Genomic DNA, 21,852 nt, shown 5'->3' on the forward strand with positions numbered 1-21,852 from the left:
GGCGCCTGATCTCCAGGCGCCGCAGGGTGGTCAGTGGCGGGCGGGCTCCTCGTGGGAGGTGCGCTTGGCGACGGCCTCCGTGATCTGGCGGGCGAGGTCCTGCCCCGTCAGCCCGATCCGGCTGAGGATCACGGCCCGCTTGGCGTGGTCGAGGAACTCCTGCGGAATGCCGAACGTACGCACGGGCACGTCCACGTCGGCGTCGCGCAGCAGGCGGGCCACGGCGTCGCCCACGGCGCCCACGCGGCCGTTGTCCTCGACGACGGCCACCAGCTTGTGGGCGCTCGCCGCCAGCACGAGCGCCTCGTCGAGCGGCTTGACCCAGCGGGGATCGACCACGGTGGCCGAGATGCCCTGGGCGTCGAGCAGGACCGCGGCGTCCATACAGGCCTGCGCCATCGGGCCCACGCCGACCAGGAGCACGTCGGGCTCGCCCGCGGGGGCGCGCAGCAGGTCCATCTCGCCCAGCTTGCCCACCGCCTCGACCGGTTCGGCGACAGGGCCCTTGGGGAAGCGCAGCACGGTCGGGCCCTCGGTGACCTCCACGGCCTCGCGCAGCAGCTCGGTCAGCCGGTCGCCGTCGCGCGGCACGGCGATGCGCAGCCCGGGGACGACCTGGAGGATCGACAGGTCCCACATGCCGTTGTGGCTGGCGCCGTCGTCGCCCGTGACGCCCGCGCGGTCGAGCACCACGGTGACCGGCAGCCGGTGCAGGGCGACGTCCATGAGGAGCTGGTCGAAGGCGCGGTTGAGGAACGTGGCGTAGACGGCCACGACGGGGTGCATCCCGCCGAGGGCCAGCCCGGCGGCGCTGGTGAGCGCGTGCTGCTCGGCGATGCCGACGTCGTAGATGCGCTCGGGGAAGGCCTCGGCGAACGCGTTGAGGCCCGTCGGGTGGAGCATGGCCGCGGTGATCGCGACGAGGTCCTCGCGCTCCTTGCCGAGCCGGACGAGCTCCTCGCTGAACACGTTGGTCCAGATGCGGCCCTTGGGCTTCTCCGCGCCGGTGGCCCGGTCGAAGGCGCCGGGCGAGTGGAACTGGTCCTCGTCGTGGTTCTCGGCGGGCGTGTAGCCGCGGCCCTTCTGGGTGAGCGCGTGGACGATGACGGGGCCGCGGAAGTCGCGGGCCTTGCGCAGCGCCGCCTCCATGGCCTGCTCGTCGTGGCCGTCGATGGGGCCGACGTACTTGAGGCCGAGGTCCTCGAACATGACCTGCGGCGCCAGGACGTCCTTGACGCCCTTCTTGAAGCCGTGGAGCGCGTCGTAGAGGACGGGAACGTTCCCCAGCTTCTCCTTGACGTATTCGAGCATGTCCTCGTAGCGGCGGTTGACCCGCAGCGAGGACAGGTGGGAGGCCAGGCCGCCGATCGTGGGCGAGTAGGAGCGGCCGTTGTCGTTGACCACGATGACGACCGGCAGGTCCTTGGCGGCGGCGATGTTGTTGAGCGCCTCCCAGGCCATGCCGCCGGTCAGCGCGCCGTCGCCGATCACGGCGACGACCGTGCGGTCGCGCTCGCCACGCAGCTTGAACGCCTTGGCCAGGCCGTCGGCATAGGAGAGCGCGGTCGAGGCGTGGGAGTTCTCGACGAAGTCGTGCTCGGACTCGGCCTGGCTGGGATAGCCGGACAGGCCGCCCTCCTGCTTGAGCGCCTCGAAGCCCGCGGCCCGCCCGGTCAGCAGTTTGTGCACGTACGCCTGGTGGCCGGTGTCCCAGACGACGGGGTCGTTCGGCGAGTCGAAGACCCGGTGCACCGCGATGGTCAGCTCGACCACCCCGAGGTTGGGGCCGAGGTGGCCGCCGAACCTGGCGCACGAGTCGACGAGCAGATCACGGATCTCCCCTGCGAGCTGTGGCAACTCCTCGACAGCGAGCCGTTTGACGTCGTGCGGTCCCTTAATCGAGCCCAGCAACCCGCTCACGGATCCGACTCCCCTCTGCTCTTGTGCGCCGACGGTCCGAGTCTAGTTCGCGGACGCCTCACTGACTCCATCGAGTCAAATCCACCCACATATGTCCGATCTTGACCTAGTCTTTCGGGACATATGAACTCCGTCCCCAAAAGCAAACTCGCGGCACTCGCGGTCGCCATGCTGGCACTTGCCCTGGCAGCGGCCGGTCTGGTGCTCGTGCTGGCCGACGTGGCCACCACCTCGACGGAGCCACAGAACGAGGCCCAGCAGCTCGCCTCTCCCCCCGCCAAGGTCTCCAGCCAGGCGAAGCAGGGCCCTTCGATCGGCAGGGCGCTGGCGACGGCGAACCCGCTCTACCGGACCGGCCGGCTGACCGACGTGAACTGCGCGCCCGGCGACCTGCCGGCCGGGAGCATGACCGCGTACCGGCGCTTCCTGACCCGCGTGACCGGCTGCCTCAACCGGGCATGGGGCGCCCAGTTCCGCAAGGCCGGGCTGCCCTTCGCCAAGCCGCGGCTGCGCATCATCACCACCAAGGTCAAGACGCCCTGCGGCGCGTGGAACGCCGGCGCCGACGGCGTCTACTGCTCCACCGACCGCACCATGTACTTGATGATCAGCAAGGACCAGCTGAAGAACCCGTTCCCGCTGGGCATCACCCGCCTGATCGCCCACGAGTACGGACACCACGTCCAGCAGACCTCCGGCATCTGGAATTACTACTGGGCGGCCAGGACCGTGGCGGGAAAGGCGCAACGGCTGCAGCTCTCCCGCAATTCGGAGTTGCAGGCCGAATGCCTCTCCTCGGTCTTCATGAGCACGATGAAGGGCACGGAGCTGGTCACGGACGCCGACTGGGCGTACACCGTGGACTGGTTCAGGAAGAACGGCGCCAAGGGCTGGCCGCAGAACGACCACGGAAGGGGCCCGACGCAGGCCGCGTGGATGACGCGCGGTTTCAACCGGGGAACCCCGGGCGCGTGCAACACCTGGGCCGCCTCCACCAGAAATACACTTTAATATTCCTTTACCTGGAACTCCCTCTTTAATAGGGTGCCTTCTCATGCGTATCCCCCGATTGGCGCTCATGGCAGGCGCCGTGGCGAGCCTGCTCTTCGCCGGCACGGCCCACGCGGCCACCGCCCCCGCGCCCGCCTTCAAGCCGGTCCTGACGAAGAACCCGCTGTACAAGGCGGGCAAGCTCGCCACCCAGACGTGTGACGAGCCGCAGGTCAACAATGGGACCGTCGAGGAGGCGGAGGTCTACTTCTCCTCCGTGATGGACTGCCTCAAGCAGGCGTGGGCGCCCGTGGTGAAGAAGGCGGGCTTCCGCTTCAGCACCCCCAAGCTCACGGTGATCACCAAGGCGGGCACGAAGACGGCGTGCGGCAAGTTCCCCGAAGGCGCGCAGGCGATCTACTGCCCGAAGAACAAGTCCATCACGTTCTGGCTGACCCCGGAGATCGTCGAGGAGCCGCGGAACCTGGCGCTGATGGCGGTGCTGGCCCACGAGTACGGACACCACATCCAGCAGCTCACCGGCATACTCAACGCCACCGACAGCCTCTACCGCACGACCGAGGCGCGCGCACTCGACGCGAGCCGCCGCTCCGAGCTGCAGGCGGAGTGCCTGGGCGGGGCGTTCGTCGGCCGTGTCTGGGGCTCGCTCGGCCGCAGCAACGCCGAATGGGACGCCCTGCTCGACTCCACCCACAACTGGCTCAACCTGGGCTCCATCGGCGTGAAGGTGCGCAGCGACGCCGACGAGACTCATGGCAAGGACTCCAACGTCGCCTACTGGGCCAAGCGCGGCTTCAAGGCCCAGTCGGGGAGCGCCTGCAACACCTGGACCGCCCCGAAGGCCAAGGTCCTCTAGCGCAAACCAGCACTAAGTGATCTAAGATCCGCGATCGTGCGCATTTCCCTCTTAGCGGGCATGGTCGCGGGTCTGGTTCTCTTCTCCGGGCCGGCCCGGGCAGCGTCGAGCATCGCGCAGGCCGGCCTGTCGGGGATGACGGGCGCTCACGTGGCCGCCCAGGAGTGCGCGATCCCGCAGATCCGCGGGGGGAGCGTCGCCTCGCTCAAGTCCTTCCACCGCGCGATGGCCGGCTGCGCCGACCGCTTCTGGGCCGCCCAGTTCGCGGCCGCCGGCCTGACGTACACCTCGCCCGAGGTCACGATCACGACGGGAAGCGACTCCGTCTGCGGGAAGATCACCAGCAACGGGGCACAGTACTGCCCGGGCCAGCGCACGATCGTCATCCGCATCATGAAGAGCGACCTGCGCGACCCGTTCCGCATGAACATCGCGCACTCGGTCGCCCACGAGTGGGGGCACCACGTGCAGCAGCTCATCGGCGTGCTGGACGCGCAGAACGCGCTGTACTGGCCCGCTTCGGACAGCTCGCGGGCGCTGCTGAGCCACCGGCTGGAGATGCAGGCCGAATGCTTCGCCGGCGTCTTCTACAGCTCCACCCTCGAGTCGATCAACCCGGGGATCGACTGGGACGACTGGATCGACGCCGTACGCAGGGCGGACGAGAGCGAGATCCACGGCAAGCCGCGCAACCTCGCCTTCTGGCAGGACCGCGGCTACCGCGGCGGCGCCACCGGCTTCTGCAACACGTGGACGGCCATCACGTCCAAGGTCACCTGACCTTCCCGGTCAGGCGGTGGCGCGAGCCAGGACCTCAAGAGGGTCGGCGAGGACGTGGGCGAAGGCCAGCTCGGCCGCGCCCGCCAGCGTGGCGGAGTCCCCGAGCGAGGACGTGCGCAGCCGCAGCCTCTCCCGCTGCGGGGCCATCGCGTGCAGGGCGAGCTGGGTACGCACCTGCGCCGCCGACCCGAGGTAGATCTCCCGCAGCATCCCCCCGAAGATCACCATTTCCGGGTTGAAGATGTTCACCAGGTTCGCCACGCCCAGCCCCAGCCAGTCGCCGACCTGGCTGAGCGCGGCCTGCGCCTCGATGTCGCCCCGGTCGGCGGCCTCCACCACGGCGCGCACCGCGTCCCGCCCGTGCTGCCCGGGACCGACGCGGCCCGCCGCCTCCAGCAGGGCCCGCTCCCCCACCTCCGCCTCGAGGCATCCGTGCGAGCCGCAGCCGCAGGCGCGGCCGCCGGGGTTGACGACCATGTGGCCGACCTCGCCGCCGTAGCCGTCGTGGCCGCCCAGCAGGTGGCCGCCCGCGATGATGCCGCCGCCGATGCCCACGTCACCATGCAGGTAGATGAGGTCCCTGACAGCGGCCCCGACGCCGCGGCTGTGCTCGGCGAGCGCGGCCAGGTTGGCGTCGTTGCCCACGCTGACCGGCAGCCCCAGGCCGAGCCTGCGGCCCAGCTCCTCGCCGAACGGCACCTCCTCGGCCAGCAGGTTCGGCCCGAACCGCACCACGCCGTCGGCCTTGCGCACGCCGCCGGAGACGGCCGCCGCCGCCCCGACGCAGACGGTGTCGTCCCTGGTCTTGCGCCGCATCTGCCTGGCGAAGCCGGCCAGCGTCCCGGCCAGCTCCTCCAGCTGGAACGGGCCGCGCTCGCGTGCCGTCTCGCGGCGGTCGAGTATCACCCCGCCGAGGCCCACCCGGGCGACCGCGAGCCGGTCGGGGCCGACGTCGAAGGCGAACACGTAGACCCGCGCCGACTCGGGCCGCACCACGAGCGAGGGCCGTCCCGCGCGGCCCGTCTCGCGGGGCAGCTCCTCGCGCACCAGCCCCGCCGCGGTGAGGTCGGAGGTGAGTGCCATGATCGTGCTGCGGTTGAGCCCCATCTTCGCGGTCAGCTCGGCACGCGAGATCGGCCCTCCCAGGTGGACATGGCGGAGCAGCGCGCCGAGATTGTGGCGCCTGATGTCCTCTTGGGAAGGGCCGGCACGCATCTGGGGTTCCTTCAAGGGGGGCTGAGAGTCGCTGATCACCTTAGACCAGCGGCCGCCGCCCGCCTGCGCGCGAGGGCGTCGACCCCCGCGGCGAGCAGCAGCACAGAGCCCGTGACCAGGTACTTCACACTGGCTCCATACCCCATCAGACCCATGCCGTTCTCGATGACCGCCACCACGGCGCCGCCGAGCACGGCGTCCAGCACGCGGCCCTTGCCGCCGAACAGGCTCGTGCCGCCGATGACCGCCGCGCCGACCGCGTACAGCAGGACGGAGCTGCCGCCCGTGTTCGGGTCGACCGAGCTGGCCCTGGACGCGGCCACGATCCCGCCGATCGCGGCCATCGAGGAGCAGATCACGAACGCGCTGATCCTGATCCTGTCGATCGGGATGCCCGCCCGCCGCGCCGCCTCGGCGTTCCCGCCGACCGCGTACAGGTGGCGTCCGAACGAGGTACGGCGCAGCACCAGCGTCCACATGACCAGCAGCACCACGATCACGGGCACCACGATCGGCACGCCGGTGAGCGAGACCAGTGCCGCGTTGCGGCTGCGCTCCAGGTTGAGCACGTAGACCGCGAGCCCGGCCAGCACCGCCAGCGCGCCCACGCGGGCGGCGATCAGCGACAGCGGGTCGGCGATCAGCCCGCGCTTGGTGCGCTTCCTGGCCCGGAGGAGCTGAACGGCGGCGAAGACCGCCACGCAGACCGCGTACAGCGCCCAGCCGAGCGAGGGCGGCAGGTTCTTGTTCGCGATGGCCAGGATCACGCTGTCCCTGACCGAGATGTTCGTGCCCTCTTTGACCAGGACCAGGACCAGGCCCTGGAAGGCGAGGAACCCGGCCAGCGTGACCACGAACGACGGGATGCCGACCTTGGCGACCAGCGTGCCGAGCACGGTGCCGATGACCACGCCGGTGAGGATGGCGGCCAGGGCGCACACGTACCAGGGCAGGCCCATGCTCGTGAGCGTGACGGCGAGCACAGCCGCGCACACGCCGCTGGCGAACCCGGCGGACAGGTCGATCTCGCCCAGCAGCAGCACGAACACCAGGCCCATCGCGATCAGCGTGGTCGCGGCGCCCTGGGTGAAGAGGTTGGCGAAGTTGATCGAGGTGACGAAGGCGGGCCGCGCGACGGCGAAGACCGTGCAGAGCACGATCAGGCCCAGTACGGCCGGCAGCGCCCCCATGTCCCCGCCGCGTACGCGTTCGACGTAGGCGAGGAAGCTGTTGCCGATCGACGGGGACTGCGTCGCGGTGACGATGGCCTCGCCGGGGAGTTCCTTGACCTTGCTCATGGGGTGACCCCGTTCTTGAGGCCGAGATCCCCGCTGCGGCCTGAAGTGATCAGTTCGACGACCTGGGCGTGCGTCACGTCGGCGGTCCTGACCTGGGCGGCCGTCCTGCCGAGGTAGAGCGCCGCGATCCGGTCGGAGACGGCGAAGACGTCGTTCATGTTGTGCGAGATGAGCACCACGGCCAGGCCCGTGTCGGCCAGCCGGCGCACCAGCTCGAGGACCTGCGCCGTCTGGGCCACGCCCAGGGCCGCGGTCGGCTCGTCGAGGATGACGACCTTGCTGTTCCACAGCACGGCCTTGGCGATGGCCACGGTCTGCCGCTGTCCGCCGGACAGGCTGGAGACCTGCTGCCTGATGGATTTCACCGTCCGTACGGACAGGCTGCTGAGGGTCCGCTCGGCCAGTTCCTCCATGCTGTCCTCGTCGAGCAGGATCCCGTTCTTGCGCTCCCTGCCGAGGAACATGTTCTGGACGATGTCGAGGTTGTCGCACAGGGCCAGGTCCTGGTAGACGATCTCGATCCCGAGCTCGCCCGCGTCGCGCGGGCTGTGGACCTGCACCTGGCGGCCGTCGAAGAGGATCTCTCCCTCGTCGATCGGATAGATGCCGCCGACGCACTTGACCAGGGTCGACTTGCCCGCGCCGTTGTCGCCGACCAGGGCCGTCACCTCGCCGGCGTACGCCGCGAGCTCGACCTTGTGCAGCACCTTCACCGGGCCGAAGCTCTTGTCGATCCCGCGCACTTCAAGGAGGGGGGTCATGGGGCTCCCTAAGAGGGGCGCGGCCGGACCGGCCGCGCCCCCTCGCTCTTATTGAATGCCGGCCTCGGTGCACTTCTTGGCGAAGTCACCCGTGCACAGTTCCTCCTTGGTCACGTAGCCGTCGGCCACCACGTCCTTGACGTTGTCGAGGTAGATGGCCTGCGGCTCCATCAGCTCGGAGGGCACGTCCTGACCGCTCTCGGGGTCCTTGACGCTGCTGCTCGCCGCGGGCTTCTCACCCTTGGCCAGCGCCACCGCGAGCTTGGCCGCGGCGTCGGCCTCCTTCTTGACGGCCTTGTAGACCGTCATGCACTGGTCGCCGGCGAGGATGTTCTGCAGCCCCTGGACGGTGGCGTCCTGGCCGGTGACGGGCACCTTGCCGTTGAGGTTGTTCTTCTTCAGCACGGTGATGGCGGCGTTGCCCAGGCCGTCGTTGGCGGCCAGGACACCGGCGATCTTCGGCTGCTGGGTCAGCATCTGCTCGAAGATGGTGCCGGCCTGGGCGTTGTCCCAGTCGGGCACGGGCTGGTCGGGGCCCTTGACGTACTCGCCGGAGTCGAACTTCGGCTTGAGCACCCCGTCATAGCCGCTCTTGAACAGGGTGGCGTTGTTGTCGGTGGGAGAGCCGTTCAGGTAGGCCACGATGGGCTTGCTGGCCTTCTTGTCGGTCAGGCACTTGACCAGGCCCTCGCCCTGCAGCTGGCCGACCTTGGTGTTGTCGAAGCTGACGTAGTACGCGGCGCCGCCGCCGAGCGTCAGCCGGTCGTAGTCGATCGTGGCCACGCCCTGGGACTTGGCCTTGTCGATGACGGCCTTGCCGCTGCCGCTGTCCAGGTTCACGATCATCAGGACGGTGGCACCGTTGGTGACCATCTGGTCGGCGATGGTCTGGAACGCCGTCTTGTCGTTCTGGGCGTTCTGGATGTCGTAGGCGACGCCGGCGGCCTTGAACGCCTCTTCGAGGTACTTGCGGTCTGCCGTCTCCCACCGGGCCGAGGACTTGCTGTCCGGCAGGATGACACCGATCTTCCCGGCCTTCGCCGCCGGGGCCGAGGCCGAGGTCGACGTGGTCGACGTGGTCTGACCGCTGTCGCCCCCGCAGGCGGTGAGACCGAGGGCGAGCGCGGCTGCCGTGGCGGTCAGGCTGAGGATCCCCTTGCGCATGGTGCAGGGTCCTTTCTTCCGGAGGGGCCCGGATGAATGTTGTTTGCGGCAACGTATTCCGGGATGGCCTGCTTTGGAAGACCCTGTCGGTCGGGAGTTTGTTGTTTCGGGTAACAATCCAGAAACGCCGCCTGAATCTTGCTGACTGCGGCTCCGCGAAGGTGTGAGCGACGGATGCTGAGCCGGTCGCCGCGGCCCACCGCCTCTCCCCGCCCGCGACCCGCCGGCGACGAGGCCCACGCCACCTCAGCCGAGCTGGGCGACCAAGGTCTGCGCCAGCAGTGCCACGGCGGACGCGGCGGCCACCGCGAGGACGGCCGCCCGTACCTTGCCGCCGTCGAGATACCGGCGCAGCGGCCCCGACACCAGGAACCCGAGCACCATGGGCACGACCAGCACCGCCCCTGTCAGCAGCGCCCGGGCCGGGAGCTCGTCCACGACCGCGAGGATGACCAGCGACTGGGCGGCGCTCAAGAAGAAGAACATCGCCAGCGTCGCCCTGATCTGCGGCCCCTTGGCGTGCTGGTAGACGAGCGCCATGGGTGGCCCGCCGATGCCGGTGGCCGTCCCGGTGATCCCCGAGATGAAGCCGGCGGAGGCGATCGTCACGCCGTTGCGCGGCACGCTCAGCGCCCTGGCCGTCAGCGCCACCGCGATGAGGACCATGACGGCGACGAAGACGCCCCTGGCGGATATAGAGACATAGACGACGATGACCGCGCCGATGACGCTTCCGGGCAGTCGTCCCAGCACCGCGAAGCCGAGGCCGCGCCAGTCCACCGTCCGCCACTCGACGGCCAGCGTGAACAGCGGCAGGGTCACATTGACGACCTGGATGGCGCCCGGCATGAGATCGGGGGCCAGCATGGTGAGCACGGGGACGGCCACGAGCCCCAGCCCGAAACCCACGCCACCTTGGACAATCGCGCCGACGAAAACCGCCAGACCACCAACAATCAGCACTAATGCCGCATCAGTCACGGGGAGATTCAACCACCCCTGCTCTCAGCCGCCGCGTCGCGGCCTCACACCGTGCGGATGACGCGCCTCCCGACAAGAGACGCGACGCCGAGGGTGACGCCGATCCCGATCACGATCGTGATCGCGTAGGGCAGGGGTGCCGCCGCCTGCAGCGGGTTGCCTGTTTTGACGATGGCGAAGGGCAGGACGGCGACGAACGCGCCCACGCTGCCCGCGACGATGCTGACGGCGGCGGCCGCGCCGATCTCGCGTACGAGCATGCCTTCTGTCTGGGCACTCGTCGAGCCGATGAGGGACATGACCGCGAACTCCGAGCGGCGCCGGGTGATGGAGGCGACGAGGTTGTTGGTGAGCGCGATGGCCATGAACGCGGCGATCAGGGCGACGACGAAGTAGTTGATCGAGGCGAGGACCTGGGCCGTGCTGCCCGCCGTGCTGTCCGCCATGCTGCCCGCCGAGCTCACGCTGTTCTCTATGCCTTGCATGCTGAGCGTGCCCGCGGCGACGCCGACGAAGAGCGTGAGGAAGGTCACGGTCGGTCGTACCCGTTCCGGGGCCGCGGAGAGGTTGATCGCGGCCAGGTGCGCGGGGGCGGTGATGCGCGCCCGGCGGAAGGCCCTGAGCGCGCTGTTCGCCGTGGCGACGAGCTCGGGGGCGAGGACGCACAGGCCGACGGCGACGAGGACGCAGCCGGGCCCGGTCATCGCGGTGGTGAGCACGTCGGCCGGGTCCATGGCGAGCACCCCTGCCGATGAGGCCAGGCCGGCGACGATCAGGACCGTGGCGGCGATGCGGCGGCGCCGTCCCGGATGCCGTCCCGTACGGCGACGCGGCGGCGGGGCCGCGTCGGCCACAGGACTGCGGTGCGCGAGGGAGCGGCTGCCCGTCCACGCGGCCAGTACGCTCGCCGCCAGCACGATGAGCACGCCGGCGACCGGGAGGAGCACGCCAGGCGCGAAGACCGAGGCCGCGTCGGTAAGCCCGGCGGAGTGGATGCCCCGCGTGACGACCCAGCCGACGAGGTAGCCGCCGGCCAGGCCCGGGAGCGCCGTGACGGCCGAGATGACCGCCGTCTCGGCGGCCAGCATCGACTGGACCTGACGCGGGCTCGCGCCGATGAGGCGGATGCCGGCCAGCTCCCCGGCCCGGCCGCGGAGGGCGACGCTGATCGTCGAGACCATGGCGAACAGGACGATCGCGACCGCCCAGCCGCCCATGATGAGCGGGAACTGCACCAGGAACGCGCGGTCGGCGGCGGCCGTACTGTCGGCCAGCCCGGTGCCGAGCAGGCTCATCATGCCCGTGACCAGCATCGTGCCGACGAGCGCCACCAGGCCGGTCGCGATCGCGGCGGCGCGGTGATGCGCGAGAGAGCGCAGGGCGAGCCGGGTCACCGGTTCACCGCCGCATCGTTGGCGGCCTGCTCCGCCGACTCGACCAGGACGGCCATTCTGCCGGCGACCTGCTGCGCGGTCGGGCGCGGGAGGTGATCGACGATCCGGCCGTCGGCGAGGAAGAGGACGGCGTCCGAATAGGAGGCGGCGACCGGGTCGTGCGTGACCATGATGATCGTCTGACCATGGTCGGCGAGTTCGCGCATCAACCGCAGGACTTCCCTGGCGCTGCGGATGTCGAGGGCGCCCGTGGGCTCGTCGGCGAAGACGACGTCGGGGTCGGTGATCAATGCCCGCGCGACCGCGACGCGCTGCTTCTGGCCGCCTGACAGCTGATCAGGGCGGTGGCCGCCGCGGTTGCCGAGCCCCACGCGTGCGAGCAGTTCGGCGGTGCGCGCCGCGTCGGTCTCCCGCGCGTCGAGGCGCAGGGGAAGTTCGACGTTCTCGATGGCCGACAGCGCCGGCAGGAGGTTGAACGACTGGAAGACGAATCCGACGCGGCGCCGGCGTAGCTGCGCGAGCTGGGTCTGATCGAGCGAGCGCAGGTCGCGCCCGTCCAGCTCGATGGAGCCTGCCGTGGGCCGCTGCAGCCCGGCGGCGCAGTGCATGAGGGTGGTCTTGCCGGAGCCCGACGGTCCCATGATCGCGATGAAGGAGGACCGCGCGACATCGAGGTCGACGCCGCGCAGGGCGTGGACCGGCCCGGCCTCTCCTGGGTACTCACAGCGCAGGCCGCGGATGCGGAGCACGGGTGGCGCGAGCGTGGCAGTGCCGTACGGAGCCATGAAGCCTCCTTAAAAGACCATTTTAAATGATCGTTTCAAACGAACGTTTATATGATACCGTAGGGCATGTGAGTGCCAAGGACAAGCTGCTGCTGGCGGCGCGCGACTGCCTGCTGACCAAGGGGTACGCGCACACCACCGTGCGAGACCTGGTCGCGGCGTCGGGAGCGAACCAGGCGTCGATCAACTACCACTTCGGATCCAAGGAGCAGCTGCTCACCCGGGCGCTGCGCGATCTCAACACGGAGTGGGGTGAGCTGCTGTTCGCGGTGCTCGAGGAGCCCGACGGAACGCGCTCCGGGCCTGGCGATCAGGAGGCCCTGTGGGGCCGGATCATCGAGTCGATCCAGGCCAACCGGTCGCTGTGGTTCGTCAACTTCGAATCTGTCGCGTCCGCGCGGCGGGACGAGGAGATCCGGGGGATGATCGCCGGCGGCCAGGAGCTCGCGAGGACGTCGCTGGCGCGGGCGTTCGCCCGCCTCGAGCCGGACAGTGATCCGGACGAGGTCCAGGCGGCCGGCTCACACTATCTCGCCCTGCTCGTCGGGCTTGCCGCGCAGTGGCTCACCGACCCCGAGCGCGCGCCGACAGCGCAGCAGTTCGCCGCCGCGAACCGCAGCCCCGGCCATCGCCGCTGACGCCGTCCCGTCCGGTGGGGCGCCGCCGTCACACATCCCCTCACGGGCGACCTCGACCCCGTCGAGGCGCACCACCGGCGTCCACTGGCTCAGGCGCGGCTACCGGCTCCGCTCCCCCTCCGCCTGAGCCCTGAGGCGGAGCTCCATCCCGTCCAGGATCAGCTGCAGGCCGCCCTCGAACGCCTGGTCGCTCTGCGGATCGCCGACCTCCGCCAGGCCGGCCATCAGCCGCGGATAGGCCACCTGGAACTCTTCCATGTCCGGCGGGGCCTGCCCCGCGTCCGGGCGCATCCTGTCGGCCTGCTCCTCCAGCACGAACCCGGCCACGTACCCGCTGAGCGTGGAGAGCCCGCGCATCGCGTCGCCGGCGGCGAATCCCGCCGACTCGAGCCCCGCGATCACCTGCTCCACCGCCGCGAAGAGCTCGGCCGACGGCCGCGTGCCCGCCACCAGCTTGGCCCCGTCGCGGCACGAGTTGAGCATCGCACGGTCAAGACGCGCGTAGTCGGCGATCCACTCCCGCCACTTGGCGGGCTCCGCCAGCGGCAGGCGGCCCTGGCGCGCGGCCATCATCGAGGCCGCCATCGCGTCCAGGAGCAGCTGCTTGCTCTTGAAGTGCCAGTAGAGCGCCGGGGCCTGCACGCCCAGCTCGCCCGCCAGCCGCCGCAGCGTCAGCCCGTCGAGCCCGACCTCGTCCAGCAGGCGCAGCGCGGTCGCGACGATGGTGCCTTTTTCGAGTGCCACGTTTGACAGCTTAACAACGTTCAATGCATCCTTAACGCTGTTAGATTTAACATCGTTAAGGAGGTGCTCAGATGATCTACGCAGAGGGGCTGCGCAAGCGGTACGCGGCCAACGAAGCGCTCAAGGGCATCGACCTCGAGGTCCCCGCGGGCACGGTCTGCGGGTTACTCGGGCCGAACGGGGCGGGCAAGACCACCGCCGTCCGCATCCTCACCACGCTCCTGCGGGCCGACGCCGGACGGGCCGAGGTCGACGGGCTCGACGTGGTCCGCGACGCCGCCCGGCTGCGCTTCCGCATCGGCCTGGCCGGCCAGCACGCGGCGGTGGACGAGCTGCTGACAGGGCGGCGCAACCTCCAGCTGTTCGGGCGGCTCTACCACCTGTCCAGGGCCGAGGCGCGGCGCAGGGCCGACGAGCTGCTGGAGCGGTTCGGGCTGGCGGAGGCGGCGCGCCGGCCGGTCAAGGAGTACTCCGGGGGCATGCGGCGCCGGCTCGACCTGGCCGCGAGCCTGATCGTGTCGCCGCCGGTGCTCTTCATGGACGAGCCGACCACCGGGCTCGACCCGCGCAGCCGGCTGCAGCTGTGGGAGCTGCTGCGCGACCTGGTCAAGGAGGGCACCACGCTCCTGCTGACCACGCAGTACCTGGACGAGGCCGACCAGCTGGCGGACCAGATCGTGGTGCTGCGGGAGGGCGTCGTGGCCGCCGCGGGCTCGCCCGAAGAGCTCAAGCGGACGGTCGGGGGCGACCGGGTACAGGTCGTCTTCCGGGACGCGGCGGACGTGGCCGCGGGGGTGCGGCTGCTCCGGAGCGCCACGACACCGGCGATCGAGAGCGCCGAAGGGCGGCAGGTGACCGTGCCCGCGGCCGACGGCGCGCAGTCGCTCGTCCGCATCGCCGGCGCGCTGGACGCGGCCGGCATCCCCGTGGAGGACCTGGCGCTGCGCCGGCCCACCCTCGACGAGGTCTTCCTCCGCCTGACGGCCTGAAAGGAGCCCATCGATGTACGAGACCTTGCGCTGGACCGTGGCCGACGCCCTCACCATCGCGGGCCGCACCTACGCGCGGCTGAAGGCCCAGCCGGGCGAGATCGCCGGCTTCCTGGTGTTCCCCGTGATCATGACCGTGCTGTTCGGCTACGTCTTCGGCAGCGCGATCGTCCTGCCGGGCGGGGGCGACTATCGCAACTACCTCATGCCAGGCATCTTCATGCAGGTCATGGCCATGACCGCGACCTCGGCCGCGACCACCGTGGGCGAGGACATGGCGCGCGGGATCATCGACAGGTTCCGTGCCCAGCCCATCGCCCGCAGCGCCGTGCTCGTCGGGCGGAGCGTGGCCGACCTGTCGATGCACCTGCTGTCGCTGGCCGCCATGGTGCTGGCCGGAGTCCTGATCGCCGGATGGCGGGCGCACGGGAGCCTCGGGGACACCGTGGCGGCGTTCGGGCTGCTGGCGCTGTTCGGGTTCGCGATGATCTGGGTGGGCACGTACATCGGCCTGTGGATCCAGAGCGGCGCGCAGGCGGACGCGGCCACGTTCGGCTGGCTGTTCCCCATGACGTTCCTGGCCAACACGTTCGTCCCCACCGAGGGGCTGCCGGCCTGGCTCAAGCCCGTCGCGGACTGGAACCCCATGAGCGCCGTCGTGGCCGCCGTCCGCGGCCTGTTCGGCAACCCCACCTCGGTCTCCCCGGCCTGGCCGCTCCAGCACCCGGTGACCGCGAGCCTGATCTGGTCGGTGGCGATCCTAGCGGTCTTCCTGCCGCTGGCCGTGCACCGCTACCGGACGATGTCACGATGACGAAGAGCCGCCCGGCGGGGGGTGTCCCGCCGGGCGGCTCTCCTGTGTCGGGTGGTTCCCCCGATACGGGCGCGTGAGGATCGCGCCCCACCCCGGCTCAAGCAAGCCAAGGGCTCCCGCCCTCCGCGCGGCTCATGACCGCGCGAAGGCCCGGGAAGTCACTTCGCGAGCAACGAGCGAAGAACGTACTGCATGATCCCGCCGTGCCGGTAGTAGTCGGCCTCGCCCGGCGTGTCGATGCGTACGACCGCGTCGAACTCCACGCCGGCTCCGTGCGCGGATGAAGCCGTCGCCTTCACGTGCACGGTGCGCGGGATGCCGCCCGAGTTGAGCTCCTCGACGCCCGTGATGTCGAACGTCTCCTCGCCCGTCAGCCCGAGCGTCTCGGCCGAGGCCCCCTCCGGGTACTGCAGCGGCAGCACGCCCATGCCGATCAGGTTGGAGCGGTGGATGCGCTCGTACGACTCGGCGATGACCGCGCGCACGCCCAGCAGCGCCGTGCCCTTGGCCGCCCAGTCGCGCGAGGAGCCGGAGCCGTACTCCTTGCCCGCCAGCACCACCAGCGGCGTCCCGGCCGCGGCGTAGTTGACCGAGGCGTCGTAGATGAACGACACCGGCCCGTCGGGCTGGGTGAAGTCGCGGGTGTAGCCGCCCTCGGTGCCCGGCGCGATCTGGTTGCGCAGGCGGATGTTGGCGAACGTGCCCCGGATCATCACCTCGTGGTTGCCGCGCCGCGAGCCGTAGGAGTTGAAGTCCTTCACCTCGACGCCGTTGGCCTGCAGGTACTGCGCGGCCGGCGTGCCGACCTTGATGGAGCCGGCCGGCGAGATGTGGTCGGTGGTGACCGAGTCGCCCACCTTGACCAGCACGCGGGCGCCGGTGATGTCGGTGACGGCCTCGGGCTTGGACGGCATGCCGTCGAAGTACGGGGCCTTGCGCACGTACGTCGAGTCCGGGTCCCACTCGAAGGTGTCGCCCGTCGGGATCGGCAGCGAGCGCCAGTGGTCGTCGCCCTTGAACACGTCGGCGTAGTCGCGCTCGAACATGTCGCGGCCGATGGAGGAGTTGACCACCGCCGAGATCTCCTCCGGCGACGGCCAGATGTCCCTCAGGTAGACCGGCTGACCGTCACTGCCGAGGCCGAGCGGCTCGGTGTCGAGGTCGATGTCCATGGTCCCGGCCAGCGCGTACGCCACCACGAGCGGCGGCGAGGCCAGGTAGTTCATCTTGACGTCGGGGTTGATGCGGCCCTCGAAGTTGCGGTTGCCGGACAGCACGGCCGTGACCGCGAGGTCGTTGGCCTGGACGGCCTCGGAGATCTCCGCCGGCAGCGGGCCCGAGTTGCCGATGCAGGTGGTGCAGCCGTAGCCGACGAGGTTGAACCCGATCTTGTCGAGGTACGGCTGCAGCCCCGAGCGCTCGAAGTAGCCGGTGACCACCTGCGAGCCGGGAGCCAGCGAGGTCTTGACCCACGGCTTGCGGGTCAGGCCCTTGTCGACGGCGTTGCGGGCCAGCAGCGCCGCGCCGAGCATGACGTACGGGTTGGAGGTGTTGGTGCACGAGGTGATCGCGGCGATCGAGACGATGCCGTGGTCGATTTCGAACGAGGTGCCGTCGGCCAGCGTGACGGGCACCGGCTTGTGCGGCCGCTCGCCGTCCGCGCGGAAGTTGGAGGCGGGCGCGTCGGAGGCCGGGAAGGTCTGCTCGCCCTCCTCGTCGACGTCGTCGCTCACGTAGTTCTGGACGTCGTGGCGCCAGGTGGCCTTGGCGGCCGACAGCGCGATGCGGTCCTGCGGGCGCTTGGGGCCGGCGATCGACGGGACGACGGTGCCGAGGTCGAGCTCGATGTACTCGGAGAAGACCGGCTCGGGCGCGGACGGGTCGAGCCAGAGGCCCTGGGTCTTGGCGTACGACTCGACGAGGGCGATCTGCTCCTCGGAGCGCCCGGTCAGCCGCAGGTAGTCGATGGTCTGGCCGTCGATCGGGAAGATCGCGCAGGTGGAGCCGAACTCGGGGCTCATGTTGCCGATCGTGGCCCGGTCGGCCAGCGGCACGGACGCGACGCCCTCGCCGTAGAACTCCACGAACTTGCCGACCACCCCGTGCTTGCGCAGGATCTCGGTGATCGTCAGCACGAGGTCGGTGGCGGTGGCCCCGGCGGGCAGCTTGCCGCTGAGCTTGAAGCCGACCACTCGCGGGATGAGCATGGAGATCGGCTGGCCGAGCATCGCGGCCTCGGCCTCGATGCCGCCGACGCCCCAGCCCAGGACGCCGATGCCGTTCTCCATGGTGGTGTGGGAGTCGGTGCCGACGCAGGTGTCGGGGTAGGCCTTGCCGTCGCGGGTCATGACGACCCTGGCCAGGTGCTCGATGTTGACCTGGTGGACGATGCCGGTGCCGGGCGGGACGACCTTGAACTCGTCGAAGGCCGTCTGGCCCCAGCGCAGGAACTGGTAGCGCTCGCGGTTGCGCTCGTACTCGCGCTCGACGTTGCGCTGGAAGGCGTCCGGGTGGCCGAAGTAGTCGACGATCACCGAGTGGTCGATGACCATCTCGGCCGGCGCGAGCGGGTTGATGCGGGCCGGGTCGCCGCCCAGGTCGCGCACGGCCTCGCGCATGGTGGCGAGGTCGACGACGCAGGGCACACCGGTGAAGTCCTGCATGATCACCCGGGCGGGCGTGAACTGGATCTCCACGCTCGGTGCCGCGGTCGGGTCCCAGCCGCCCAGCGCACGGATGTGGTCGGCGGTGATGTTCGCGCCGTCCTCGGTGCGGAGGAGGTTTTCCAGCAGGATCTTCAGGCTGTACGGGAGGCGTGCGGCGCCCTCGACGGCATCCAGCCGGAAAATCTCATATGACGCGTCACCGACGCGTAGCGTGTCACGGCTGCCGAAGCTGTTCGCGGACACGGTGATTCGCCTCCTCCATCAGAAAGGGTACGTCCTCTCGGGTCGCTCACCACTCCGCTCGCTGCGTCGGGTTCGCTCCCCCAAATCCTGCCGCACTCATCGGACGGGAAACACGTTAGGTGACCCTAAGTCCGCGAGCGCCGCGGCGGATGTCTCGACGTCAAGATATCTCTAGGATATCTCGACATCAAGTTAAGCGGGTGCCAACCGCCAGAACAGCAGCCCGATGATGGCCACGGACAGGATCGGAGCGAGGATCTTCTGCTCGAACTTCTTCCCCGTCTTGATCCCGATCTTCCACGGCAGCACGAACTTGGCCCCCAGCGGCCACAGCACCGGACATCCCCGCTCGGTCATGCAGTCACCCACCACATGGATGAGACAGCCGATCGCCACCGCCAGCCCCAGCCAGGCGTACCCGACCTGGAGGGAGAGGAAGACGGCGTAGAGCCCGGCGGTCAGCCCGATGTTGATCAGCGCGGAGCCCATCTTGTTGCCGGGGATGCCGACGCCGATCGCCCGCAGGGCCAGCCCGATGAGCAGCACGACCACGATGTCGCGCCCGATGGGATAGGTGTTGGCCAGCCAGTGCGTGCCGAACCCGAGCGCCGCCGCGAACGCCAGTGAATGGGTCGCCCCGCGATGCCCGCCGCTGATCCAGCACACGGCCTTGCTGAGCACCCACGTGACCGGCCCGAACGTCTGCGCGATGGTCGCGCTCGGATGGTCGAGATCGGGCAGCATCGCGGCACCCGCGCAGATGATCGCCCCGGCGATCAGCTCGGCCGGGCTGATCGCGGTCGCCATGATCCCGGTCTCGATGAACCGCGAGGACTCGTTCAGCAGTGGAAGTGCGGCGAGAGGCGGCGCCAGCCCCAGCCAGGCGATGGCCCCGGTCATCGCATGCGTGTGCCCCATCATGATCCGGACTGTACGGCAAAGAAGACCTTTACGCGGTGAGGCCCGCCTGGCGGGCCCTTCGCGAACACCTCGGCCCGCCCGGAACGCGGGACTTTGCCAAGACATGGGGGACACGGTCGCCCCGTAAATGCAGACGAGGTCGTTTCCGCGGCGACAGCACCCCCCAGCCCTGCCGACGCGGAACGACCTCGTCTGCTCTGAACAACGAGGCTCTCCCCGATCCTGTTCCCGGATTCCGCAACTTTTTCGTGATGTAGCTCACTCCACTCCCTCGCTTGCGAACGACACACTACCGATATATCTTTGACGCATCGAGAACAGATCGCGATATAGGAGGAAAAATGACTTCCGCACAGGCAGCAGGCGGGCAGTGGCCCGGCGCACACGAATACCGGCAGGCGGCACGCGAGGCCAAGCAGGCGGCCCGCGAGGCGTTCAGGGCCATGTCCGAGGCCTTCGGTGAGGGCCGCCACCACCATCACGAGCACCGCCAGCGCGGCAGGCGCGGCCCCGGCCCGTTCCCGTTCGACTGGGGACGCGGCCCGTGGGGCGGCCCCGGCGGGCCGCCTTGGGGCGGCCCCGGCGGGCCGCCTTGGGGCGGCCCCGGCGGCCACCGCGGCTGGGGCAGGGGCCGCAAGGCCAAGCGGGGCGACGTGCGCGCCGCGATCCTGGCCCTGCTCGCCGAGGAGCCGCGGAACGGCTACCAGATCATCCAGGAGATCGCCGAGCGCAGCGAGGGCGGCTGGAAGCCCAGCCCCGGCGCCGTCTACCCGGCGTTGCAGCAGCTCACCGACGAGGGCCTGGTGATCTCCGAGGAGAGCGAGGGCCGCAAGACCTTCCGGCTCACCGAGGAGGGCCGCAACTACATCGAGGCGCACGCGGACGAGATCCGGGCCCCGTGGGACGAGATGCGGCCGGACATCGACGACAACACCGCCGACCTCTGGCACATCGCCCGGCAGTCCGCCTTCGCCATGATGCAGATTCTCCAGACCGGGAACGACGCACAAATCCGCGAAGCGCGTAAGACTCTTGTTGAGACCCGGCGCAAGCTCTACCAGATCCTGGCCGACGGCGAACCGGGCGAGGAGTGAGCCACTCTCTCCGGGAGGACGCGGGCATGGAACCGAACGAGATCCGCATCGGCGATGCGGAGCGTGAGCAGACGATGGAGGCCCTGCGCGAGCACTTCGCGCAGGGCCGCCTGACCCACGAGGAGCTCGACGAGCGACTCGACCAGGCGCTGGCCTCGAAGACGGCCCGCGACCTCGCGAAGGTGACCGCCGACCTGCCCGGTTCGCCTCAGCCGGCGCCGGGCTACCGCGAGCCCGTCCCCCACTACGACATGGACGGCTGGCGGGAGGCGATGACCGCGCACCGGCGGCAGATGCGGTCCATGCGGGATGCCCAGCGGGACATGCGGCACTCCATCCACGAGCAGCATCGCGAGATGCGGCGGCAGTGGCGCCACCACGGCCACCCGTGGCGGCACCACCGGGGGCCGCACCCGTTCCTGGGCGTGCTCTTCGTGTTCATGGTGCTGGGGCTCATCTTCGGCGGCTTCGGGATCTTCAAGGTGCTGTTCGCGGTGTGGATCGGGTCCATGGTGTTCGGCGCGATCCACCGGCGCTTCCACTCCCGCCGCTGAGGGCCGCCCAGATCGTTCGGGCCGGATCGTTTTGGGCCTTGACCGGGTCGGGGGGCCATCTCATGATCGGGGCGGATCTTCAGAGTCGAAGGGACGCCTATGACCGAGCAGGGCACTCCGGCCCGCCGCCACAATCCGTTCGCCGCCGTCGCCCACGCCGACGGCCTCGTCCTGGATGTGCCGGAGTACCAAGCCGGTTTCGACCGCGACCACGCGGCCTGCGCCGAGCCGATGTGGAAGCTGGAGCGGGCGCAGCACTTCTACGAGCCTGACGTGGCGAGCTGGCGGGCCATGATGGACGGCGACTGGGAGCGCTCGCTGGCCCTGGCCGACCGCATGGCGGCGCCCGTGGCCGACTACTTCCGCCACCGCGTCCCGGTCCGGCGGGTGCGGGTGGTGGAGTTCCCGATCAGCGCGTATCTGCAGTGGGAGATGCACGTGCTGGCCCTGCGCGCCAGGGCCGGCTCGCCATGCCGGGTGGTGCGCGCCGCGCAGGTGGCTGACCTCGACCCGCTGCCGGAGCTGGTGATCTTCTCTCCGTCCTTGATGTACGAAGTGCTGTACGACCGGTACGGCGGGGGCATGGGCGGCCGGCGGATCACCGATCGCGCGGTGGTCGAGCCGTGCCTGCGGGCGGTCCAGGGGCTGTTCGACGAGGGCGAGCACGTCCTCGACTTCCACGAGCGGGAGATCGTGCCGCTGCCGCCGCCGCTGGTCACCGACGAGATGCGGGCCGCGGTGCCCGCTTACGCGCACCGCACCGAGGAGTTCAGGGTCTGACGGGCCCTCCTCGGCAGGTCTCCGGCTGCGCGCAGGCCACGAAATGGCCGGGCTCGGCCTCCAGCAGTTCCCCGGTGGCACCCCGCCGCCGGCCACGGCTTGGCCGCCCTTATCACCGTGCAGACCCTGATGGAGACGCCTGCCATCCGAACCGGACGCCTGTGCCGTGCGTATCTTCAGGCGACCGTGACGAAGATCGCGGCTCGCGATTTCCGACGGCGTAGGGATATCCGGGCCCGCGCGG

The 21,852-nt window shown here is 70.0% G+C and carries 20 protein-coding genes; 9 read left to right on the forward strand and 11 right to left on the reverse strand.

The window, feature by feature from the left end:
• Window positions 1-30: 30 nt before the first annotated feature.
• Entirely contained in the window at window positions 31-1,911 is a 1,881-nt protein-coding gene (dxs, locus tag AB0H84_RS08330) for a 1-deoxy-D-xylulose-5-phosphate synthase (protein ID WP_357600970.1), read from the reverse strand.
• 132 nt (window positions 1,912-2,043) lie between these two features.
• Between dxs and AB0H84_RS08335 the strand changes: the two genes are divergently transcribed.
• The 3 genes from AB0H84_RS08335 to AB0H84_RS08345 are packed head-to-tail and all read left to right on the forward strand — an operon-like array spanning window position 2,044 to window position 4,567.
• Window positions 2,044-2,931: a neutral zinc metallopeptidase gene (locus AB0H84_RS08335; RefSeq protein ID WP_357600097.1), complete on the forward strand. Its 888-nt coding sequence runs from the start codon at window positions 2,044-2,046 to the stop codon at window positions 2,929-2,931.
• A 43-nt stretch (window positions 2,932-2,974) separates the two neighbouring features.
• Window positions 2,975-3,787 (forward strand): neutral zinc metallopeptidase, encoded by an 813-nt coding sequence (locus AB0H84_RS08340; RefSeq protein ID WP_357600099.1) that lies wholly within the window; start codon window positions 2,975-2,977, stop codon window positions 3,785-3,787.
• A 36-nt stretch (window positions 3,788-3,823) separates the two neighbouring features.
• On the forward strand, window positions 3,824-4,567 hold the full coding sequence (locus AB0H84_RS08345) for a neutral zinc metallopeptidase (RefSeq protein ID WP_357600100.1): 744 nt from the start codon (window positions 3,824-3,826) through the stop codon (window positions 4,565-4,567).
• Between the two features lie 9 nt (window positions 4,568-4,576).
• Here AB0H84_RS08345 and AB0H84_RS08350 read toward each other — a convergent pair whose 3' ends face one another.
• The 7 genes from AB0H84_RS08350 to AB0H84_RS08380 all read right to left on the reverse strand — a co-directional run bounded on the left by AB0H84_RS08350 (window position 4,577) and on the right by AB0H84_RS08380 (window position 12,165).
• Window positions 4,577-5,782, reverse strand: coding sequence for an ROK family transcriptional regulator (locus tag AB0H84_RS08350; protein ID WP_357600102.1), 1,206 nt, complete (start codon window positions 5,780-5,782; stop codon window positions 4,577-4,579).
• Window positions 5,783-5,817: 35 nt separating this feature from the next.
• Window positions 5,818-7,080: an ABC transporter permease gene (locus tag AB0H84_RS08355; protein ID WP_357600105.1), complete on the reverse strand. Its 1,263-nt coding sequence runs from the start codon at window positions 7,078-7,080 to the stop codon at window positions 5,818-5,820.
• Window positions 7,077-7,841, reverse strand: a complete 765-nt coding sequence (locus tag AB0H84_RS08360) for an ATP-binding cassette domain-containing protein (RefSeq protein ID WP_357600108.1) — start codon at window positions 7,839-7,841, stop codon at window positions 7,077-7,079. The genes AB0H84_RS08355 and AB0H84_RS08360 overlap by 4 nt, the downstream gene beginning before the upstream one ends.
• 48 nt (window positions 7,842-7,889) lie before the next feature.
• Window positions 7,890-9,005, reverse strand: coding sequence for a substrate-binding domain-containing protein (locus tag AB0H84_RS08365; RefSeq protein WP_357600111.1), 1,116 nt, complete (start codon window positions 9,003-9,005; stop codon window positions 7,890-7,892).
• A 246-nt stretch (window positions 9,006-9,251) separates the two neighbouring features.
• A complete protein-coding gene (locus AB0H84_RS08370) occupies window positions 9,252-9,986 on the reverse strand; it encodes a sulfite exporter TauE/SafE family protein (RefSeq protein ID WP_357600114.1) in 735 nt (244 codons plus the stop codon).
• 44 nt (window positions 9,987-10,030) lie between these two features.
• On the reverse strand, window positions 10,031-11,380 hold the full coding sequence (locus AB0H84_RS08375) for an ABC transporter permease (protein WP_357600117.1): 1,350 nt from the start codon (window positions 11,378-11,380) through the stop codon (window positions 10,031-10,033).
• A complete protein-coding gene (locus AB0H84_RS08380; protein ID WP_357600119.1) occupies window positions 11,377-12,165 on the reverse strand; it encodes an ABC transporter ATP-binding protein in 789 nt (262 codons plus the stop codon). Before AB0H84_RS08380 ends, AB0H84_RS08375 begins: the two co-directional genes overlap by 4 nt.
• 68 nt (window positions 12,166-12,233) lie before the next feature.
• On the opposite strand from AB0H84_RS08380, the gene AB0H84_RS08385 reads away from it, so the two are divergent.
• Window positions 12,234-12,803, forward strand: coding sequence for a TetR/AcrR family transcriptional regulator (locus AB0H84_RS08385; RefSeq protein ID WP_357600122.1), 570 nt, complete (start codon window positions 12,234-12,236; stop codon window positions 12,801-12,803).
• A gap of 99 nt (window positions 12,804-12,902) precedes the next feature.
• On the opposite strand, the gene AB0H84_RS08390 is transcribed toward AB0H84_RS08385, so the two are convergent.
• The gene (locus AB0H84_RS08390; RefSeq protein WP_357600124.1) at window positions 12,903-13,547 is read right to left on the reverse strand and encodes a TetR/AcrR family transcriptional regulator C-terminal domain-containing protein; all 645 of its coding nucleotides are present in this window, start codon (window positions 13,545-13,547) and stop codon (window positions 12,903-12,905) included.
• Window positions 13,548-13,618: 71 nt separating this feature from the next.
• Here AB0H84_RS08390 and AB0H84_RS08395 point away from each other — a divergent pair, with 71 nt between their 5' ends.
• Entirely contained in the window at window positions 13,619-14,536 is a 918-nt protein-coding gene (locus AB0H84_RS08395) for an ATP-binding cassette domain-containing protein (protein ID WP_357600127.1), read from the forward strand.
• Window positions 14,537-14,549: 13 nt separating this feature from the next.
• A complete protein-coding gene (locus tag AB0H84_RS08400; RefSeq protein ID WP_357600130.1) occupies window positions 14,550-15,350 on the forward strand; it encodes an ABC transporter permease in 801 nt (266 codons plus the stop codon).
• Window positions 15,351-15,508: 158 nt separating this feature from the next.
• Here AB0H84_RS08400 and acnA read toward each other — a convergent pair whose 3' ends face one another.
• Window positions 15,509-18,259 (reverse strand): aconitate hydratase AcnA, encoded by a 2,751-nt coding sequence (gene acnA, locus AB0H84_RS08405; protein ID WP_357600133.1) that lies wholly within the window; start codon window positions 18,257-18,259, stop codon window positions 15,509-15,511.
• 192 nt (window positions 18,260-18,451) lie between these two features.
• Window positions 18,452-19,180: a metal-dependent hydrolase gene (locus AB0H84_RS08410; RefSeq protein ID WP_357600136.1), complete on the reverse strand. Its 729-nt coding sequence runs from the start codon at window positions 19,178-19,180 to the stop codon at window positions 18,452-18,454.
• 341 nt (window positions 19,181-19,521) lie between these two features.
• Here AB0H84_RS08410 and AB0H84_RS08415 point away from each other — a divergent pair, with 341 nt between their 5' ends.
• From AB0H84_RS08415 to AB0H84_RS08425, 3 genes are all read left to right on the forward strand, one after another.
• Window positions 19,522-20,274 carry a PadR family transcriptional regulator gene (locus tag AB0H84_RS08415; protein ID WP_357600138.1) on the forward strand — a complete coding sequence of 251 codons (753 nt, stop codon included), beginning with the start codon at window positions 19,522-19,524 and terminating at the stop codon, window positions 20,272-20,274.
• Window positions 20,275-20,300: 26 nt separating this feature from the next.
• Window positions 20,301-20,828 (forward strand): DUF1707 domain-containing protein, encoded by a 528-nt coding sequence (locus AB0H84_RS08420; protein WP_357600141.1) that lies wholly within the window; start codon window positions 20,301-20,303, stop codon window positions 20,826-20,828.
• Between the two features lie 99 nt (window positions 20,829-20,927).
• Window positions 20,928-21,608, forward strand: coding sequence for a DUF6879 family protein (locus AB0H84_RS08425; RefSeq protein ID WP_357600144.1), 681 nt, complete (start codon window positions 20,928-20,930; stop codon window positions 21,606-21,608).
• Window positions 21,609-21,852: the final 244 nt, after the last annotated feature.

Origin of the sequence: Nonomuraea sp. NPDC050786 (assembly GCF_040654115.1) — a bacterium.
Taxonomy (GTDB): Bacteria; Actinomycetota; Actinomycetes; order Streptosporangiales; family Streptosporangiaceae; genus Nonomuraea.

What these genes read in the sequence shown, in the direction of transcription:
- AB0H84_RS08400 (WP_357600130.1), top strand. Translation starts at nt 14,550, where the DNA reads ATGTACGAGACCTTGCGCTGGACCGTGGCCGACGCCCTCACCATCGCG.
- AB0H84_RS08340 (WP_357600099.1), top strand. Translation starts at nt 2,975, where the DNA reads ATGCGTATCCCCCGATTGGCGCTCATGGCAGGCGCCGTGGCGAGCCTG.
- AB0H84_RS08415 (WP_357600138.1), top strand. Translation starts at nt 19,522, where the DNA reads ATGACTTCCGCACAGGCAGCAGGCGGGCAGTGGCCCGGCGCACACGAA.
- AB0H84_RS08350 (WP_357600102.1), bottom strand. Translation starts at nt 5,782, where the DNA reads ATGCGTGCCGGCCCTTCCCAAGAGGACATCAGGCGCCACAATCTCGGC.
- AB0H84_RS08360 (WP_357600108.1), bottom strand. Translation starts at nt 7,841, where the DNA reads ATGACCCCCCTCCTTGAAGTGCGCGGGATCGACAAGAGCTTCGGCCCG.
- AB0H84_RS08355 (WP_357600105.1), bottom strand. Translation starts at nt 7,080, where the DNA reads ATGAGCAAGGTCAAGGAACTCCCCGGCGAGGCCATCGTCACCGCGACG.
- AB0H84_RS08380 (WP_357600119.1), bottom strand. Translation starts at nt 12,165, where the DNA reads ATGGCTCCGTACGGCACTGCCACGCTCGCGCCACCCGTGCTCCGCATC.
- AB0H84_RS08420 (WP_357600141.1), top strand. Translation starts at nt 20,301, where the DNA reads ATGGAACCGAACGAGATCCGCATCGGCGATGCGGAGCGTGAGCAGACG.
- AB0H84_RS08395 (WP_357600127.1), top strand. Translation starts at nt 13,619, where the DNA reads ATGATCTACGCAGAGGGGCTGCGCAAGCGGTACGCGGCCAACGAAGCG.
- AB0H84_RS08410 (WP_357600136.1), bottom strand. Translation starts at nt 19,180, where the DNA reads ATGATGGGGCACACGCATGCGATGACCGGGGCCATCGCCTGGCTGGGG.
- AB0H84_RS08425 (WP_357600144.1), top strand. Translation starts at nt 20,928, where the DNA reads ATGACCGAGCAGGGCACTCCGGCCCGCCGCCACAATCCGTTCGCCGCC.
- AB0H84_RS08365 (WP_357600111.1), bottom strand. Translation starts at nt 9,005, where the DNA reads ATGCGCAAGGGGATCCTCAGCCTGACCGCCACGGCAGCCGCGCTCGCC.
- AB0H84_RS08335 (WP_357600097.1), top strand. Translation starts at nt 2,044, where the DNA reads ATGAACTCCGTCCCCAAAAGCAAACTCGCGGCACTCGCGGTCGCCATG.